Origin of the sequence: Nocardioides sp., assembly GCF_035547795.1 — a bacterium.
In the GTDB taxonomy this organism is placed as follows: domain Bacteria; phylum Actinomycetota; class Actinomycetes; order Propionibacteriales; family Nocardioidaceae; genus Nocardioides.
The window spans coordinates 1-15,758 of record NZ_DASZUF010000078.1; the positions used below are offsets into that span (position 1 = coordinate 1).

General features: G+C 70.8%; 13 protein-coding genes. 9 read left to right on the plus strand and 4 right to left on the minus strand.

Translation table 11 applies throughout. The features are described 5' to 3' along the window. The coding region (locus tag VHA72_RS05660) for a tRNA (adenosine(37)-N6)-threonylcarbamoyltransferase complex transferase subunit TsaD (protein WP_325573468.1) at positions 1 to 696 on the plus strand (696 nt) is incomplete at its 5' end. A gap of 34 nt (positions 697 to 730) precedes the next feature. Here the strand turns inward: VHA72_RS05660 and VHA72_RS05665 are convergent. Both VHA72_RS05665 and VHA72_RS05670 read right to left on the minus strand, forming a co-directional pair. Beyond that, positions 731 to 2,869 (minus strand): MMPL family transporter, encoded by a 2,139-nt coding sequence (locus VHA72_RS05665; RefSeq protein ID WP_325573469.1) that lies wholly within the window; start codon positions 2,867 to 2,869, stop codon positions 731 to 733. A 214-nt stretch (positions 2,870 to 3,083) separates the two neighbouring features. Then, positions 3,084 to 4,259, minus strand: coding sequence for a class I SAM-dependent methyltransferase (locus VHA72_RS05670; protein WP_325573470.1), 1,176 nt, complete (start codon positions 4,257 to 4,259; stop codon positions 3,084 to 3,086). A gap of 230 nt (positions 4,260 to 4,489) precedes the next feature. On the opposite strand from VHA72_RS05670, the gene groES reads away from it, so the two are divergent. Together groES and groL are read left to right on the plus strand one after the other, a co-directional pair. Further along, positions 4,490 to 4,783: a co-chaperone GroES gene (groES, locus tag VHA72_RS05675; RefSeq protein ID WP_280610288.1), complete on the plus strand. Its 294-nt coding sequence runs from the start codon at positions 4,490 to 4,492 to the stop codon at positions 4,781 to 4,783. Between the two features lie 80 nt (positions 4,784 to 4,863). Further along, entirely contained in the window at positions 4,864 to 6,489 is a 1,626-nt protein-coding gene (gene groL, locus VHA72_RS05680) for a chaperonin GroEL (RefSeq protein WP_325573471.1), read from the plus strand. Between the two features lie 90 nt (positions 6,490 to 6,579). Here the strand turns inward: groL and VHA72_RS05685 are convergent, their stop codons facing one another. Together VHA72_RS05685 and VHA72_RS05690 are read right to left on the minus strand one after the other, a co-directional pair. Further along, positions 6,580 to 7,827: a hypothetical protein gene (locus VHA72_RS05685; protein ID WP_325573472.1), complete on the minus strand. Its 1,248-nt coding sequence runs from the start codon at positions 7,825 to 7,827 to the stop codon at positions 6,580 to 6,582. Then, the gene (locus VHA72_RS05690; RefSeq protein WP_325573473.1) at positions 7,824 to 8,402 is read right to left on the minus strand and encodes a SigE family RNA polymerase sigma factor; all 579 of its coding nucleotides are present in this window, start codon (positions 8,400 to 8,402) and stop codon (positions 7,824 to 7,826) included. Before VHA72_RS05690 ends, VHA72_RS05685 begins: the two co-directional genes overlap by 4 nt. Before the next feature lie 104 nt (positions 8,403 to 8,506). On the opposite strand from VHA72_RS05690, the gene VHA72_RS05695 reads away from it, so the two are divergent. From VHA72_RS05695 to VHA72_RS05720, 6 genes are all read left to right on the plus strand, one after another. Continuing rightward, the gene (locus VHA72_RS05695; RefSeq protein ID WP_325573474.1) at positions 8,507 to 9,424 is read left to right on the plus strand and encodes a GNAT family N-acetyltransferase; all 918 of its coding nucleotides are present in this window, start codon (positions 8,507 to 8,509) and stop codon (positions 9,422 to 9,424) included. Between the two features lie 38 nt (positions 9,425 to 9,462). Continuing rightward, positions 9,463 to 9,810, plus strand: coding sequence for a TfoX/Sxy family protein (locus VHA72_RS05700; RefSeq protein WP_325573475.1), 348 nt, complete (start codon positions 9,463 to 9,465; stop codon positions 9,808 to 9,810). A 64-nt stretch (positions 9,811 to 9,874) separates the two neighbouring features. Further along, positions 9,875 to 11,011 (plus strand): glutathione-independent formaldehyde dehydrogenase, encoded by a 1,137-nt coding sequence (locus VHA72_RS05705; protein WP_325573476.1) that lies wholly within the window; start codon positions 9,875 to 9,877, stop codon positions 11,009 to 11,011. A gap of 43 nt (positions 11,012 to 11,054) precedes the next feature. Continuing rightward, positions 11,055 to 12,554, plus strand: a complete 1,500-nt coding sequence (guaB, locus tag VHA72_RS05710) for an IMP dehydrogenase (RefSeq protein ID WP_325573477.1) — start codon at positions 11,055 to 11,057, stop codon at positions 12,552 to 12,554. 151 nt (positions 12,555 to 12,705) lie between these two features. Continuing rightward, a complete protein-coding gene (locus VHA72_RS05715; protein WP_325573478.1) occupies positions 12,706 to 13,812 on the plus strand; it encodes a GuaB3 family IMP dehydrogenase-related protein in 1,107 nt (368 codons plus the stop codon). 19 nt (positions 13,813 to 13,831) lie between these two features. Beyond that, on the plus strand, positions 13,832 to 15,574 hold the full coding sequence (locus VHA72_RS05720; RefSeq protein WP_325573479.1) for a glycerol-3-phosphate dehydrogenase/oxidase: 1,743 nt from the start codon (positions 13,832 to 13,834) through the stop codon (positions 15,572 to 15,574). The last annotated feature ends 184 nt before the right edge of the window (positions 15,575 to 15,758 follow it).

Genomic DNA, 15,758 nt, shown 5'->3' on the forward strand with positions numbered 1-15,758 from the left:
CATGTGGCGGTCGACCAGCTCCAGCACGGCGCCCTGCCGGAGCCCTGCCTGGCGATGCTGGTCTCGGGGGGCCACTCCTCGCTGCTGCGGGTCACCGACGTGACCTCGTCCGTGGAGCCGATGGGCGCGACCATCGACGACGCCGCGGGGGAGGCGTTCGACAAGGTGGCCCGGCTGCTCGGTCTCGGCTTCCCCGGCGGCCCGGTCATCGACCGGACCGCAGCCTCGGGCTCGAGCGTGGCGATCGACTTCCCCCGCGGGCTGACCTCCCGCCGGGACCTGGAGCGGCACCGGTTCGACTTCTCGTTCTCCGGGCTCAAGACCGCCGTCGCGCGCTGGGTCGAGGCGCGGGAGCGCTCGGGGGAACCGGTCCCGGTGGCCGACGTGGCCGCGTCGTTCCAGGAGGCGGTCTGCGACGTACTCGTCCGCAAGGCGCTCGACGCCGCCGCCACCGAGGGGATCGAGGACATCGTCATCGGCGGCGGTGTGGCCGCCAACACTCGGCTGCGGGCGCTGGCCGAGGAGCGCGGGGCGAAGCTGGGTATCCGCATCCGCGTGCCGCGACCCGGCCTGTGCACCGACAACGGGGCGATGGTGGCCGCGCTGGGCGCGGAGATGGTCGCCCGCGGCAGGACGCCGTCCGACCTCGACGTACCGGCGGACTCGTCCCAGCCGGTCACCCACGTCCTTGCCTAAGCAGGCGACCCAAGCAGGTTGGGGCCGAAAGTGACTACTCGACGGAGGTGAGCTCGCGCTCCGGCTGCTTCTCGTCGCCGTGTCCCGGCCACCAGGCGGCGTGGCCGATGAGCGCGGTCAGGGCGGGGGTGAAGAAGAGCGACATCACGAACGCCGCCACCACGATGCCGAAGGCGATCGCGAAGCCCATCGTGGTCAGCAGCGAGTTGCCCGCCAGCATGAGGGAGGCGAAGGTGCCGGCGAGGATCAGGCCGGCGGCGGCGATGGTCGGGCCGGCGTGCTTGACCGCTTCGGCCGCTGCCTCCCGGGGAGGACGACCCTCGCGGGCCTCTTCCCGGAGCCGGCTGACCATCAAGATGTTGTAGTCGGTGCCGAGCGCGACCACGAACAGATAGATGTAGATCGGCAGCAGGAAGATCAGGCCGTTGTCGCCCTTGATGTGCTGGAAGACCAGCACCGTCGCCCCCAGCGTCGCGCCGAAGCCGAGGCCCACGGAGACCATGAGGTACCACGGCGCGACGAGCGAGCGCAGGAGCAGGGCCAGGATGATCATGATGATCACCGCGGCGACCGGGAAGACGACGGCGTAGTCGCGATTCATCGCAGCCTGGAAGTCGACGAAGACCGAGGTGAGACCGCCGACGTACGCCGAGGTGCCGGCCGGTGCCGCCGCGTGGGCCGCCGGTCGCAGACCGTCCTTGATCGAGTTGATCGCGGCGTCCGAGGACGGATCGGCCTTGAGGGTGACGATGAACAGCGCGGTCTTGCCGTCGGGCGAGGGCAGTGCCTTCGGGGAGACCTGGGCGACGCCCTTCGCCTTGCCCAGGGCGGCCTCGAACGCCTGGAACGAGGACTGGTCCAGTGGCTTGCCGGTGTCCGAGGTGAGCACCACCGGTGTCGGCTGGGTGGCGCCCGCGGTGAACCCGCCCTTCTCCATCGTGGTGGTGGCCTGCGCCGACTCGACGTTGTTCGCCGAGCTGCTCGAGCCGAGGTCGAACGTCGGGTTGAAGCCACCCCACAGGAAGCAGAACAGCGTCAGGATCACCAGCACGCCGCCGGCGGTCGCCGCGGTGCGGCCGGGGCGCTTCCCGAGCAGCGTGCCGATCGCCGCGAACCGGGTCGCCCGGGGCTCGTTGCGCCACTTCTTCGAGGGCCAGAACAGGACCTTGGAACCGAGCACCGTCACCACGGCGGGGACCAGGGTCAGGGCCGCCAGGAGCGTCACCGCGACCGCGATGGCGAGGGAGGGGCCGATCGAGCGGAAGATGCCCAGCGAGGAGAGCACCAGGGTCATGAAGGCCACGAAGACGGCGCCACCGGCGGAGGCGATCGCCTCGCCCGCCCGCTCCAGGGCGTGGGCCACCGCGGTGCGGTGCTCCTCGCCCTGGCGCATCCGCTCGCGATAGCGGAACAGGAAGAAGAGGATGTAGTCGGTGCCGATGCCGAACAGGACGACGATCAGGATGACGGTGGTCGAGTCGTCGGTCTTGAGGTCGAAGATCTTGGCGGCCCAGGCGATCAGGCCGTTGGCGATGCCCGAGACGATGCCCACCAGGACGATCGGCATCAGCGCGATGATCACGCTGCGGAAGATGATGCTCAGCAGCACGATGATCAGCAGGAACGTCGCCGCCCCGACGATCGCTTCGGCGTTCTTCCCCGACTGCGACTGGTCGTAGCTCTGCGGCAGCGACCCGGTGGTCTGGGCCTTCAGCCCGCTGCCCGCGGTGAGCGATGTCAGCTGCTTGCGCATGGCCGGAACCTGGTCGAGCTCGGACTGCTTCTGGCCGGTGACGTTGTCGGCCTCGTCGAGGTTGACGATCGCCACCTGCTTGGTCGGTGAGACCTGCACGTCCTCGGCCTTGGTGAAGTCGGAGCCGAGCTTGAGCCCCTTGACCACCTCGCCGATCTTCGCCGCGTCGGCGTCGCTGATCTTGCTGCCGTCGGTCTTGCTGAAGACGATGGTCGCGCCCGCGGTCTGCTGCTGCGGGAACGCCGAGTCCATCAGGTTGCTGGCCTTGATGGACTCGTAGTGCTTCGGCAGGAAGTCGGACTGGTCGGTCGTCGAGTGGTGGGCGGGCGCGGTCGCGACGATCACGATCGCGAAGACGATCCACGCCGCGATGATGTACCAGGGACGTCGAGCCGCGAAGCGGCCTAGGGCACCGAACATGGCCTCAACCTAACCGAGGCCACCGACAAATCCGGCCTCGTCGGGGGCATCTCAGGGTCACCTCAGGGGGATTCAGGACCAACCTCACGCGAGCCCCCTGACAACTGTCACGAGCCCTTAACTTTGGCGCCTCCGGGCGGCTGCCGCGACGTCGGCCGGAGTGCCGCTCCGAGTGCCGCCGGGAGTGTCGCCGGGAGTGTCGCCCGGACACCGCTCAGAAGGGCCGCACGAGCAGGCAGGTGCCCTGGTCCGCGACCCGGGTGAGCACGATCGTCGCCTCGTTGGGGCCCTGGAGGGAGAGGCGCCGGCGGAGCTCCTCGGGTACGACGCCGACGCCGCGCTTCTTGATGGTCAGCCGCCCGATGCCACGCTCGCGCAGGGCCGCTCGCAGCGCCCGCTCCCGGTAGGGCAGCTCCTCGAGCACCCGGTAGCCGCGGGCGAACGGCGTGCGGTAGGACGCGTCGCTGGTGACGTAGGCGATCTGCTCGTCGAGCAGCCCGCCGCCGACGCCGGCCGCGACCGCGGTGACCAGCCCGGCCCGGATCACCGCGCCGTCGGGCTCGTAGAGGAACTCGCCGATCTGTCGGACGTCGGCACCCGGGTCGTCCTCGTCGGTCAGCGTCGCCAGGCCGCCGTCGCCGATGACGGTCGCCCGCCGGCGTACGGTCGCCAGCCGGCCGGCCCACAGCGCGGCCTCCTTGACCTCGCCGCCGTCGCTGACGAACTCCATCTCCACGCCGGTCGGGACCAGGTCGTGCGGGATGCCGGGGGCCACCTTCACGCAGGCGTCGCGTTCCAGCAGCGACAGGACGAACGACCAGGGCGGCGTCCAGCCCTCGGCGTCACTCTGCCAACCTCGAAGGGCCCGGCCGCGCCCGCCGCGGCGCGCGGGGTCGGCGAAGGCCACGTCGAAGGGGGAGTGGTCGACGGCGGTGGCGTCGGCGACCGAGACGGCGCCGGGCAGGTCGAGCGCGGCCAGGTTGGCGCGGGCCACGGCCACCCGCTCCGGGTCCAGGTCCACGCCCGCCGCGGTCAGGCCCGCCCGGGCGGCGGCGATCAGGTCACCGCCGATGCCGCAGCCCAGGTCGATGACGGTGCCGGCGCCGAAGGCGACCAGCCGTGCGGCGCGGTGCTCGGCCACCGCTAGCCGGGTGGCCTGCTCGAGGCCGTCGGGGGTGAAGTACATCCGCGCGGCCAGATCGCCGAACTTCGCCATCGCCCGTCGCCGCAGCTGCGCCTGCGACATTGCCACCGCGACCCGCTCGGGGGTCGCGTCGCGGCGCAGCGCCGTCTGCGCGCGCAGCGGATCCTCGCCGGCCACCGCGGTGGCGCGCTCCAGCAGCGCCTGCCCCTCGTCGGTGCGCAGCCAGTCGAACGCCTCCAGATCCACGTCCCGATCCTCTCAGCCGGTGTGCGGGCGCGTCCTACTGCCGCTGTTCGCCGGCGGCGCAAACATGCTTCTGGCACTCCGATTGGTCGAGTGCTAACGTCTGACCTGGCACTCTCCAGGTGAGTGTGCCAATGCCTGCGAGTCAGGGCGACCCCCGCGACGGCGCCTCGGTCTGCAGGCGACGACGTGCATCACCCAACAGCTACAAGTGTGAAGGGGAGGTCGACACCGTGTCGATCAACATCAAGCCTCTCGAGGACCGCATCGTCATCAAGCAGGTCGAGGCTGAGCAGACCACCGCGAGCGGCCTGGTCATCCCGGACACCGCCAAGGAGAAGCCCCAGGAGGGCGAGGTCCTGGCGGTCGGTCCCGGTCGTGTCGACGACAACGGCAACCGCATCCCGCTCGACGTCGCCGTCGGTGACAAGGTCATCTACAGCAAGTACGGCGGCACCGAGGTCAAGTACGCGGGCGAGGAGTTCCTGATCCTCTCCGCCCGCGACATCCTGGCCGTGATTGCCTGACGCGCTCTTGAGTCGTGGGTGTCGGGCGAGCGCATGATCGGCCCGGCGCCCACGACTCGGCTCGTTTCTAAGGAGAAGTAATGCCGAAGATCCTGGAGTTCGACGAGAACGCCCGCCGCGCCCTCGAGCGTGGCGTGGACGCGCTTGCCGACGCCGTCAAGGTGACGCTGGGCCCCAAGGGCCGCTACGTCGTCCTGGACAAGAAGTGGGGCGCCCCGACCATCACCAACGACGGTGTCACCGTCGCCCGTGAGGTCGAGCTGGAGGACCCGTTCGAGAACCTTGGTGCGCAGCTGACCAAGGAGGTCGCCACCAAGACCAACGACATCGCCGGTGACGGCACCACCACCGCGACCGTGCTCGCCCAGGCGATGGTCCACGAGGGCCTGCGCGCGGTCGCCGCCGGCGCCAACCCGATGGGTCTCAAGCGCGGCATGGACGCCGCCGCGGCCGCCGTCGGCGACGCGCTGCGCGAGGCCGCCCGCGACGTGGCCTCGACCGAGGACATGGCGGCTGTGGCCACCATCTCCAGCCGTGACGCGCACATCGGCGAGCTGCTCGCCGAGGCGTTCGACAAGGTCGGCAAGGACGGCGTCATCACCGTCGAGGAGTCCAACACGCCGACCACCGAGCTCGAGTTCACCGAGGGCATGCAGTTCGACAAGGGCTACATCTCGGCGTACTTCGTCTCGGATCCGGAGCGGATGGAGGCCGTCCTCGAGGACCCCTACGTCCTGCTGCACCAGGGCAAGATCAGCTCGATCCAGGAGCTGCTGCCGCTGCTGGAGAAGGTCATCGCCGCCGGCAAGCCGCTGTTCATCCTGGCCGAGGACGTCGAGGGCGAGGCGCTCTCGACCCTGGTCGTGAACAAGATCCGCGGCACGTTCAACGCGGTCGCGGTCAAGAGCCCGGCGTTCGGCGACCGCCGCAAGGCGATCATGCAGGACATCGCCACCCTCACCGGTGGCCAGGTGGTCGCGCCCGAGGTCGGGCTCAAGCTCGACCAGGTCGGCCTCGAGGTGCTCGGCCAGGCCCGCCGCATCGTGGTCACCAAGGACAACACCACGATCGTCGACGGCGCCGGAGACCCGGCCGAGGTCACCGGCCGGGTCAACCAGATCAAGGCCGAGATCGAGAACACCGACTCCGACTGGGACCGCGAGAAGCTCCAGGAGCGTCTCGCCAAGCTGGCCGGCGGCGTGTGCGTGATCAAGGTCGGCGCCCACACCGAGGTGGAGCTGAAGGAGAAGAAGCACCGCATCGAGGACGCCGTCTCCGCGACCCGCGCCGCGATCGAGGAGGGCATCGTCGCCGGTGGCGGCTCTGCGCTGGTCCACGCCGTGTCGGTGCTGGAGAAGGACCTCGGTCTCGAGGGCGACGAGGCGGTCGGCGTCCGGATCGTGCGCAAGGCGGCCGACGAGCCGCTGCGCTGGATCGCCGAGAACGGTGGCGAGAACGGCTACGTGATCACCACCAAGGTTCGCGAGCTCGGCGTCGGGAACGGCTACAACGCCGCCACCGGCGAGTACGGCGACCTGGTCGCCCAGGGCGTCCTGGACCCGGTCAAGGTCACCCGCTCCGCGCTGGTCAACGCCACCTCGATCGCCGGCATGCTGCTGACGACCGAGACCCTGGTGGTCGACAAGCCGGAAGAGGAGGAGCCCGCTGCGGCCGGTCACGGCCACGGGCACGGTCACGGTCACTGACCGCTCGACCACAGCCACAGGGGCGCGGACTCGACCGAGCCCGCGCCCCTGCGCATTGACCTGCATGCCTCGACGAACCGTCGCGGCCGCTCAGGGCTGCTGCGCGAAGCGGAACGTGTCCCCACCCGCCGGGTTCGTGGACCGCTCGATCGGGCTGACCCGGCGCAGGCTTCCCGAGGTGTCGAGCGAGAGCAGCACCTGCCCGCCGTCGGTGCTGTCGAAGGCGTTGAACACCACCGTGTCGCCGTCCCAGGCCACGCTGAGGCCCAGGTGCAGCTTGCCGCCGAGCTTGGGGGTGGTCGCGACGACCTCCCCGGTGTGGGCGTCGAGGATCGCGTAACGCGCGGGGTCGCCGTTGTCCTCGACGGGGTGGGCCGCCACATACCTGCCGTCGGAGCTGAACCGGTCCGGCTGCCAGCCGTTCTGCCACAGCATCCGCCCGGTCGAGCCGTCCACGACCGCGCCCTGCTGGTTGCTCTGCGCGGGTGTCCCGGTCACTCCACCGACCAGGCCGTCGGCATCCGAGAGCGCCACCGGGGCCATCGACGGCAGCGCGAGCTTCGTCGTGCCGCCCGAGCCGGTCAGCGTCCACAGCGAGGTGCCGTCGCTGACCACCGGCTGGCTCTTGAGATAGCCGAGCATGCTGGTGCCGGCGGGCACGTGCCACGTCGTCTCGCCATTGCCCATGCCGGTGGAGATCCCGGCCGTCACGGTGGTGCCGGTCTGGAAGGCGGTCTGCATCTGGTCCGCACTGACCGCCAGGCTGCCGTCGGCGCCCTGGGTGAGCAGCTTGCCCTGCCCGTCGTACTGGCGCAGCGTGCTCGGGTCGTCGATCACCAGCCAGCCGCCGTGATAGACCGCGAAGGAGAGCACGGTGCCCTTGCCTGGTAGCCGCGTCGTCCCGCCGCCGGTGTGCAGCACGCCGTTCTGGTCGAGGTAGGTCAGCGTCGTCGTCGGTCCGGCGGGGATCGCGGTGAGCGAGGAGTACGCCGGGCCGCCCGGGGTCGCGCTCGACGAGGACGGCGAGGACGGCGAGGACGGCGAGGACGGCGATGGTGCCGGGGTGGTCGAGGGCGTGACCGTCGGCGTGGGCGTGTCGCTGACCGCCGGCGTGGGCGGGTGCGAACCCTGGCGGCTGCCGAGCACTACGGCGGTCGGCACCACGACGGCCACCACGGCGGCCGCGGCCAGCGCCGTACCGACGCGGCGGTTGCGCTGCCGCCGGATCCCACGGGCGCGGGCGACGATGTCGCCGAAGTCCGGTGAACGGGGGTCGTCCTCGCTCGCCTGGCGGGCGAGCGAGGAGCGCAGCTGCTGCTCCAGGCGGGGGTCGCTCATCGGGCCTCCCTCCAGTCGTGCTCGGGTCGGTCGATCTCGGGATGCTCCGGCAGGCGCTGTCGGAGTGCTGCCAGCGCGCGGCTGGCTTGGGACTTCACCGTGCCGGGGGAGATGCCGAGCGCCGCCGCGATCTCGATCTCGCTGAGGTCCTCGTAGTAGCGCAGCACGATCACCGCGCGCTGCTTGGGCGGCAGGGTCTGCACGAACGCCCAGACGGCGTCCCGCTCGCCGTCGAGCCCGGCGTCGCCCGGCGCGGGGTGGTCGGGCAGGTGCTCGGCGGGCACCTCGTGGTGCCGGAAGGCACGCCGCCACGACGAGCGGTGCTCGTTGAGCATGATCCGCCGTACGTAGGCGTCGATCCGGTCGTGGTCGCGGACCTTGCCCCAGGACAGGTACAGCTTGGCCAGCGTCGTCTGGGTGAGGTCGTCGGCTGCGTGGGGGTCGCCGCCGCACAGCAGGTACGCCGTCCGCCGCAGCGCCGGGTAGCGCACCGCCACCCAGTGCTCGAAGTCAGCGGTGGCGTCGCCCCTGCTGCGGAACCCGCGCATGCCCACCTCCGTCGTCTCCTTCACCACCCTGACACGCGACCACCCCGGCCGCGGGTTGCATCACCGGCAACCTTTGCGCCGCGGTAACCGGAGGTAACGGCGCCGCAACATCGCCTCGCCAGACTGCCGACATGCTCTGGCGAGTCCGTACGACGCTTCCCGACCGGCCGGGTGCGCTGGCCGTGCTGGCGCAGCGCTGTGGCGAGGCCGGCGTCAACATCCTCGGGCTGCAGATCTTCCCCGGCGGCGAGGACGTCACCGACGAGCTGGTGCTGCGCACCCCCGACGACTGGGGACCCGCGCAGATCACCGCGCTGCTGGAGGAGAGCGGCGGTCGTGACGTGGTCGTCCAGCCCTCCTCGGAGGCGGCGCTGGCCGACCAGCCGACCCGCTACGTGCAGGCGGCGCGCGCGATCCTGGAGCGGCCGATGTCGTTCCCCGAGGTACTGGGGCACCTGTTCGACACCGAGGCCGAGCCGGCGCCCGACGATGGGGCGGTCGCGGGGATCGACGTGATGACGATGACGGTCGGCGACGTGGAGGTGCAGGTCCGGCGCCGTACGCCGTTCACCGTCACCGAGCATGCCCGCGGTGCGGCCCTCGCGGACGTGGTCAACGACGTGCTGCGGCGCAGCCGCGACCAGGCCGCGATCGGCGCCGTCGCCGGCTCCGGCCGGCGGCTGGGCACCGGCGCCGTCCCGGAGTACGTGGTCAGCGGCGACACCGTCACCGCCTATCTGGACGAGGTGCCGGTCGGCATGGCCAAGGTGCTCGGCCTGGTCGAGGACCCCGACGAGACGGTGCGCTCGATCCAGCTGCGGGTCGACCCCGCGTGGCAGCGCCGCGGCATCGGCACCCGGCTGCTGATCGACGCGGCCAGGCTGGCTCACATGTTCGGTGCCGGCGAGATCCTGTTGACCACCAGCTCGGACAACCAGGCGGTCCTGCCGCTGGTGCTGGCCGCCGGCCTGCGCGGCCGGATCAGGATGGCCGGGGACGAGCTCACCGTGCGGGTGTCGGTGCGCGAGCTGAGGCCGCTGGCCGGGTAGGCGGTGACACGACGCCCGCGCGATGGGATCGTCACCCCATGGCGTACGACGAGGAGCTGGCCCGGCAGGTCCGAGCGGTGATCGCGTCGCGGGCGGAGTTCGACGAGATCAAGATGTTCGGCGGCCTGTGCTTCATGGTGAACACCCACATGACGGTGGGCGTCACCGAGCACGGTCTCCTGCTCCGGGTCGGCAAAGAGCTCGTCGACGCGGTCGCCCGGGGCGGCACGGTCCCGATGATGGGTCAACGGGCGATGACCGGCGTGGTGCGCATCGACCGGACGGTGATCGCACGTGATGGCCTGGCGGCCTGGGTGCTGCCCCGGGTCGAGGTCGCGCTCGGGCTGCCGCCGAAGCCGCCGAAGAGGCGGTCGACGAGGCGGTAGCCGGGCAGCCGTCGGGTACCGGGACGGGTCCGCTGAATCCGACGTACTGCCGAAGGAGCATGCGATGAAGGGCATCGTGTATCAGGGTCCGCGCAACGTCACCGTGGAGGACCGTCCCGATCCGCACTGCCAGGAGCCGACCGACGCGGTCATCCGGCTGACCACCACGAACATCTGCGGCTCGGACCTGCACATGTACGAGGGCCGCACGAATGTCGAGCCGGGCACCGTGCTCGGCCACGAGAACATGGGCATCGTCGAGGAGGTCGGCGCCGCCGTCGGTCGGATCAAGCCGGGGATGCGGGTCTCGGTGCCGTTCAACATCGCCTGCGGCACCTGCCGCAGCTGCAACCAGGGCTGGACGTCGTTCTGCGAGCGCACCAACCCGACGCCCGGCGTCCAGGGTGCCGCCTACGGCTACGCCAACATGGGCCCCTACGACGGCGGCCAGGCGGAGTTCCTGCGGGTACCGTACGCCGACTTCAACCTCCTCGAGCTGCCCGCGGGGACCGAGCACGAGCGCGACTTCACCCTGCTCTCCGACGTCTTCCCGACCGGCTGGCACGGCGTGGAGCTCTCCGGGATGCGGCCCGGTGACGCGATCGCGATCTATGGCGCCGGCCCGGTCGGCCTGATGGCGGCGCACTCCGCCATGATCAGAGGCGCCAGCGAGGTGTACGTCATCGACTTCCACGACGACCGGCTCAAGCTCGCCTCCTCGATCGGGGCGAAGGTCGTCGACGTGCGCGAGGGCGACCCGGTGGAGCAGATCATGGACGGCACCGGCGGCCAGGGCGCCGACGCCGGCGTGGAGGCGGTCGGCTGGCAGGCGCACGACCCCACGGGGGAGGAGCACCCGGCGATGGTGCTCGACAACCTGGTGCAGTCGGTCAAGTGCCACGGCGGCATCGGCGTGGTCGGCGTCTACGTGCCGCAGGATCCACAGGCGGCGACCGAGGGTGCGAAGGAGGGCCGGATCGGCTTCAACTACGGCAGCTTCTTCCAGAAGGGTCAGTTCATGGGCACCGGCCAGGCACCGGTCAAGCGCTACAACGCCGAGCTGCGCGACCTGATCATCGAGGGACGGGCCGAGCCCGGCTTCATCGTCTCCCACGAGCTGCCGCTGGCCGAGGCACCCTCGGCGTACGCCAACTTCGACCAGCGGGTCAACGGCTGGACGAAGGTGCTGCTCAAGCCGTGACGTCGGTTCGGTGAGGCCGGGTGCCGGAACGTAGGATTCGTTCATGGAGCTCCCGGAGAAGTTCGCGACCCTCGGCCTCACCTACGACGACGTCCTCCTCCTGCCTGGCTACTCCGATCTCGCGCCCGACGAGATCGACACCACCAGTCGGCTGACCCGCGAGATCGAGCTCAAGGTGCCGCTGGTCTCCGCGGCCATGGACACCGTGACCGAGTCCCGGATGGCGATCGCGATGGCCCGCCAGGGCGGCATCGGCGTGCTCCACCGCAACCTGTCCATCGAGGACCAGGCCTACCAGGTCGACCTGGTCAAGCGAACCCAGACCGGCATCATCACCAACCCGGTCACGATCGGCCCCGACGCCACGCTCGAGCAGCTCGACCAGCTCGCGGGCGAGTACCGCATCTCAGGCTTTCCGGTCGTGGACGGCGACAACCGGCTGCTGGGCATCATCACCAACCGCGACCTGCGCTTCACCCCGGTCGCCGAGTGGGCCACCACCAAGGTCGACGAGGTGATGACTCCGGTGCCGCTGATCACCGGCCCCGACGGCATCTCCCGTGAGGAGGCCACCACCCTGCTGCGCCAGCACAAGCTGGAGCGGCTGCCGCTGATCGACACGGAGGGTCGCCTGACTGGCCTGATCACCGTCAAGGACTTCGTCAAGGGCGAGCAGTTCCCCAACGCCTCCTACGACGACCAGGGCCGACTGCTGGTCGGCGCCGCGATCGGCTACTTCGGCGACGCCTGGCTGCGTGCCACCACCCTGATCGAGGCCGGCGTCGACGTGCTGGTCGCCGACACCGCGCACGGCAACGTGCGGATGCTCATCGACATGGTCAAGCGGCTCAAGACCGACCCGGCCACCAGGCACGTCCAGGTCATCGGCGGCAACGTGGCGACCCGCGAGGGGGCGCAGTCCTTCGTCGAGGCCGGGGCGGACGCCGTCAAGGTCGGAGTCGGCCCGGGCTCCATCTGCACGACCCGGGTGGTCACCGGCGTCGGCGTGCCGCAGATCAGCGCCGTCTACGAAGCCTCGCTGGCCTGCAAGCCCGCCGGCGTACCCGTGATCGCGGACGGTGGCCTGCGCTACTCCGGCGAGATCGGCAAGGCCATCGTGGCCGGGGCGGACACCGTGATGCTCGGCTCGATGCTGGCCGGCACCGAGGAGGCCCCCGGCGAGACGATCCTGGTCAACGGCAAGCAGTACAAGGCCTACCGAGGGATGGGCTCGATGGGCGCCATGTCGAGCCGGGGCAAGAAGTCCTACTCCAAGGATCGTTACTTCCAGGCGGAGGTCACCAGCGACGACCTGATCGTGCCCGAGGGCGTCGAGGGCCAGGTGCCCTACAAGGGTGCTCTTGCGGCCGTCGCCCACCAGCTCGTCGGCGGCCTGCACCAGACGATGTTCTACGTCGGTGCCCGCACCATCCCCGAGCTGCAGGAGAAGGGCCGCTTCATGCGGATCACCTCCGCCTCGCTCAAGGAGAGTCACCCCCACGACGTCCAGCTGACGGTCGAGGCGCCCAACTACCACAGCTGAGTCGAGGCAGCCCATCCCAAAGTGTCACCGTGAACCTTTGCGGCTGCGGTGACACTTCCGCTGTGTCACCCGTGGCGCGAACTATCACGGTGACACTTTGGGGAGGCGGCCGCTTTGGGGAGGCGGCCACCTGCGGCCCTAGACTCAGCGGGTGACCGAGATCGAGATCGGACGGGCCAAGCGGGCCCGGCGGGCCTACTCCTTCGACGACGTCGCGATCGTGCCCAGCAGGCGCACACGCGACCCCGAGGAGGTCAGCACCGACTGGCAGATCGACGCCTACCGGTTCGACATCCCGGTGCTGGCCGCGCCGATGGACAGCGTGATGTCGCCCGAGACCGCCATCAAGCTGGGCCGGCTCGGTGGTCTGGGGGTGCTCAACCTCGAGGGCATCTGGACCCGCTACGAGAGCCCCGAGCCGCTGCTGGCCGAGGTGGCCGGCCTGGAAGGCGTGGACGCCACCCGCCGGCTGCAGGAGATCTACGCCGAGCCGATCAAGGCCGAGCTGATCGCCCAACGGCTGCGCGAGGTGCGCGAGGCCGGCGTGACGGTCGCCGGCGCGCTCAGCCCGCAGCGCACCAAGGAGTTCGCCAAGACGGTGGTCGACGCGGGCGTCGACATGTTCGTCATCCGCGGTACGACGGTCTCCGCCGAGCACGTGTCCAGCCAGGCCGAGCCGCTGAACCTCAAGGAGTTCATCTACGAGCTCGACGTGCCGGTGATCGTCGGCGGCTGCGCCACCCACCAGGCCGCGCTGCACCTGATGCGCACCGGCGCCGCCGGGGTCCTCGTCGGGTTCGGCGGTGGCGCCGCCCACACCACCCGCACCGTGCTGGGCGTGGCGGTGCCGATGGCCAGTGCCGTCGCGGACGTGGCGGCCGCGCGTCGCGACTACCTCGACGAGTCCGGCGGCCGTTATGTGCACGTGATCGCCGACGGCTCGATCGGCAAGTCCGGTGACATCGCCAAGGCGATCGCCTGCGGCGCCGACGCGGTGATGATCGGCAGCCCGTTCGCGCGCGCCACCGACGCGCCCGGCCACGGCTTCCACTGGGGCGCCGAGGCGCACCACGCCGACCTGCCGCGCGGACAGCGAGTGGGGTTCGAGCCGGTCGGGTCGCTCGCGGAAGTCCTGTTCGGGCCCAGCCACGTCGCCGACGGCACCATGAACCTCATCGGCGCGCTCAAGCGCTCGATGGCGACGACGGGATACACCGACGTCAAGGAGTTCCAGCGCGTCGAGATCGTCGTCCAGTAGCACCTGACACACTGGCGGCATGACCCAGCCGGGAGTGCTGAGCACCGACGCCCGCGATGCGGCCATCGCCGCCATGACGGGCGCGGCCGGCGAGCCGGAGCTCGACGTACTGGTCGTCGGGGGAGGGGTGGTCGGCGCCGGCGTGGCCCTCGACGCGGTCACCCGCGGTCTGGCCGTCGGCCTGCTGGAGCAGCGTGACCTCGCCTCCGGCACGTCCTCGCGCAGTTCCAAGCTGATCCACGGCGGCCTGCGCTACCTGGAGATGATGGACTTCGCGCTGGTCCGCGAGGCGCTGGCCGAGCGCGGCCTGCTCCTCACCCGGCTGGCGCCGCACCTGGTGCGGCCGGTGCCGTTCCTGTACCCGTTGACGCACCCGATCTGGGAGCGCGGGTACGTCGGCAGCGGCCTGCTCCTCTACGACGGCATGGCGCTGGCCGGGCCGCTGCTGCACGGCCAGGGCGGGATGGGCCTGCCCCGGCACCGGCACCTGACCCGCACGGCGGTGGCCCGGATCGCCCCCGACTTCCGCACCGACACCATCACCGGTGCGATCCAGTACTACGACGCCCAGGTCGACGACGCCCGGTTGGTGCTGACCATCGCCCGCACCGCCGCGCGGCACGGCGCGCACCTCGCCACCCGCATCCGGGTGACCGGATTCCTGCGCGAGGGCGAGCGGGTGGTCGGGGTGACCGCCCGCGACCTGGAGCACGGCACCGACCACGAGATCCGGGCCAAGACGGTGGTCAACGCCGCCGGGGTGTGGACCGACGAGATCCAGGAGATGGTCGGCGGCCGCGGCGCGCTGCACGTGCAGGCGTCCAAGGGCATCCACCTGGTCGTCCCCCGCGACCGGATCCGCAGCGAGTCGGGCTTCATCGTCCGGACCGAGAAGTCGGTGCTGTTCGTGATCCCCTGGGGTCGGCACTGGATCATCGGCACCACCGACACCCCGTGGAGCTACGACCTCGCCCACCCGGCCGCCAGCCGCGCCGATATCGAGTACGTCCTCGACCATGTGAACGCGATCCTGCGCGAGCCGCTGGGGCACGAGGACGTCGAGGGCGTGTACGCCGGCCTGCGCCCGCTGCTGTCGGGGGAGTCCGAGCCGACCTCGAAGATCAGCCGGGAGCACACCGTCGTCACCCCGGTGCCGGGACTGGTGATGATCGCCGGCGGCAAGCTGACGACGTACCGCGTGATGGCCAGGGACGCCGTCGACGCCGCCGCGCACTCGCTGCGCACCACCACCGACCTGTTCCTGCAGGAGTCGATCACCGACCGGGTGCGGCTGCTGGGCGCCGAGGGCTACGAGACCCGCTCCAATCAACGGGTGCTGCTGGCCCGCCGCTGTGGGCTGCACGTGGCCAGGATCGACCACCTGCTGCACCGGTACGGCGGCCTCATCGACGAGTTGCTCGCCCTGATCGGCTCCCGCCGGGCGCTGGCCGAGCCGCTGGAGGGTGCCGACGACTACCTCGCCGCCGAGGTGGTCTACGCCGTCACCCACGAGGGCGCGCGCCACCTCGACGACGTGCTGGCCCGCCGTACCCGCATCTCGATCGAGACCTTCGACCGCGGGGTCTCCGCCGCGCCGGGCGTGGCCCGGCTGATGGCCGCCGAGCTCGGCTGGAGTCCGGCCCGGACCCAGGAGGAGATCGACCACTACCTCCGCCGGGTCGAGGCCGAGCGGCTCTCCCAGCAGATGCTCACCGATGCCGAGGCCGACCAGGTCCGGCTCAAGGTCGCCGACATCGTCTGATCCGGGCCACTTACCGTCCACAGGCGCCCCTCTCAACGAGGCTGTCCACAGCTGCATTGCACGCCGTTGCCTCGAGCCGAACACAGGCGTTGGCTCGTGTCATGTCTCGGAGAACTGCTGGCGGATTCCGCCGTGGTCGGCGCGTGGCCGACTCGATGACCCCGGAGTACCACGCCTACGTGGA

Coding starts and splice junctions, on each gene's coding strand:
- VHA72_RS05665 (WP_325573469.1), bottom strand. CDS start 2,869: ATGTTCGGTGCCCTAGGCCGCTTCGCGGCTCGACGTCCCTGGTACATC.
- groL (WP_325573471.1), top strand. CDS start 4,864: ATGCCGAAGATCCTGGAGTTCGACGAGAACGCCCGCCGCGCCCTCGAG.
- VHA72_RS05685 (WP_325573472.1), bottom strand. CDS start 7,827: ATGAGCGACCCCCGCCTGGAGCAGCAGCTGCGCTCCTCGCTCGCCCGC.
- VHA72_RS05695 (WP_325573474.1), top strand. CDS start 8,507: ATGCTCTGGCGAGTCCGTACGACGCTTCCCGACCGGCCGGGTGCGCTG.
- VHA72_RS05700 (WP_325573475.1), top strand. CDS start 9,463: ATGGCGTACGACGAGGAGCTGGCCCGGCAGGTCCGAGCGGTGATCGCG.
- VHA72_RS05705 (WP_325573476.1), top strand. CDS start 9,875: ATGAAGGGCATCGTGTATCAGGGTCCGCGCAACGTCACCGTGGAGGAC.
- guaB (WP_325573477.1), top strand. CDS start 11,055: ATGGAGCTCCCGGAGAAGTTCGCGACCCTCGGCCTCACCTACGACGAC.
- VHA72_RS05720 (WP_325573479.1), top strand. CDS start 13,832: ATGACCCAGCCGGGAGTGCTGAGCACCGACGCCCGCGATGCGGCCATC.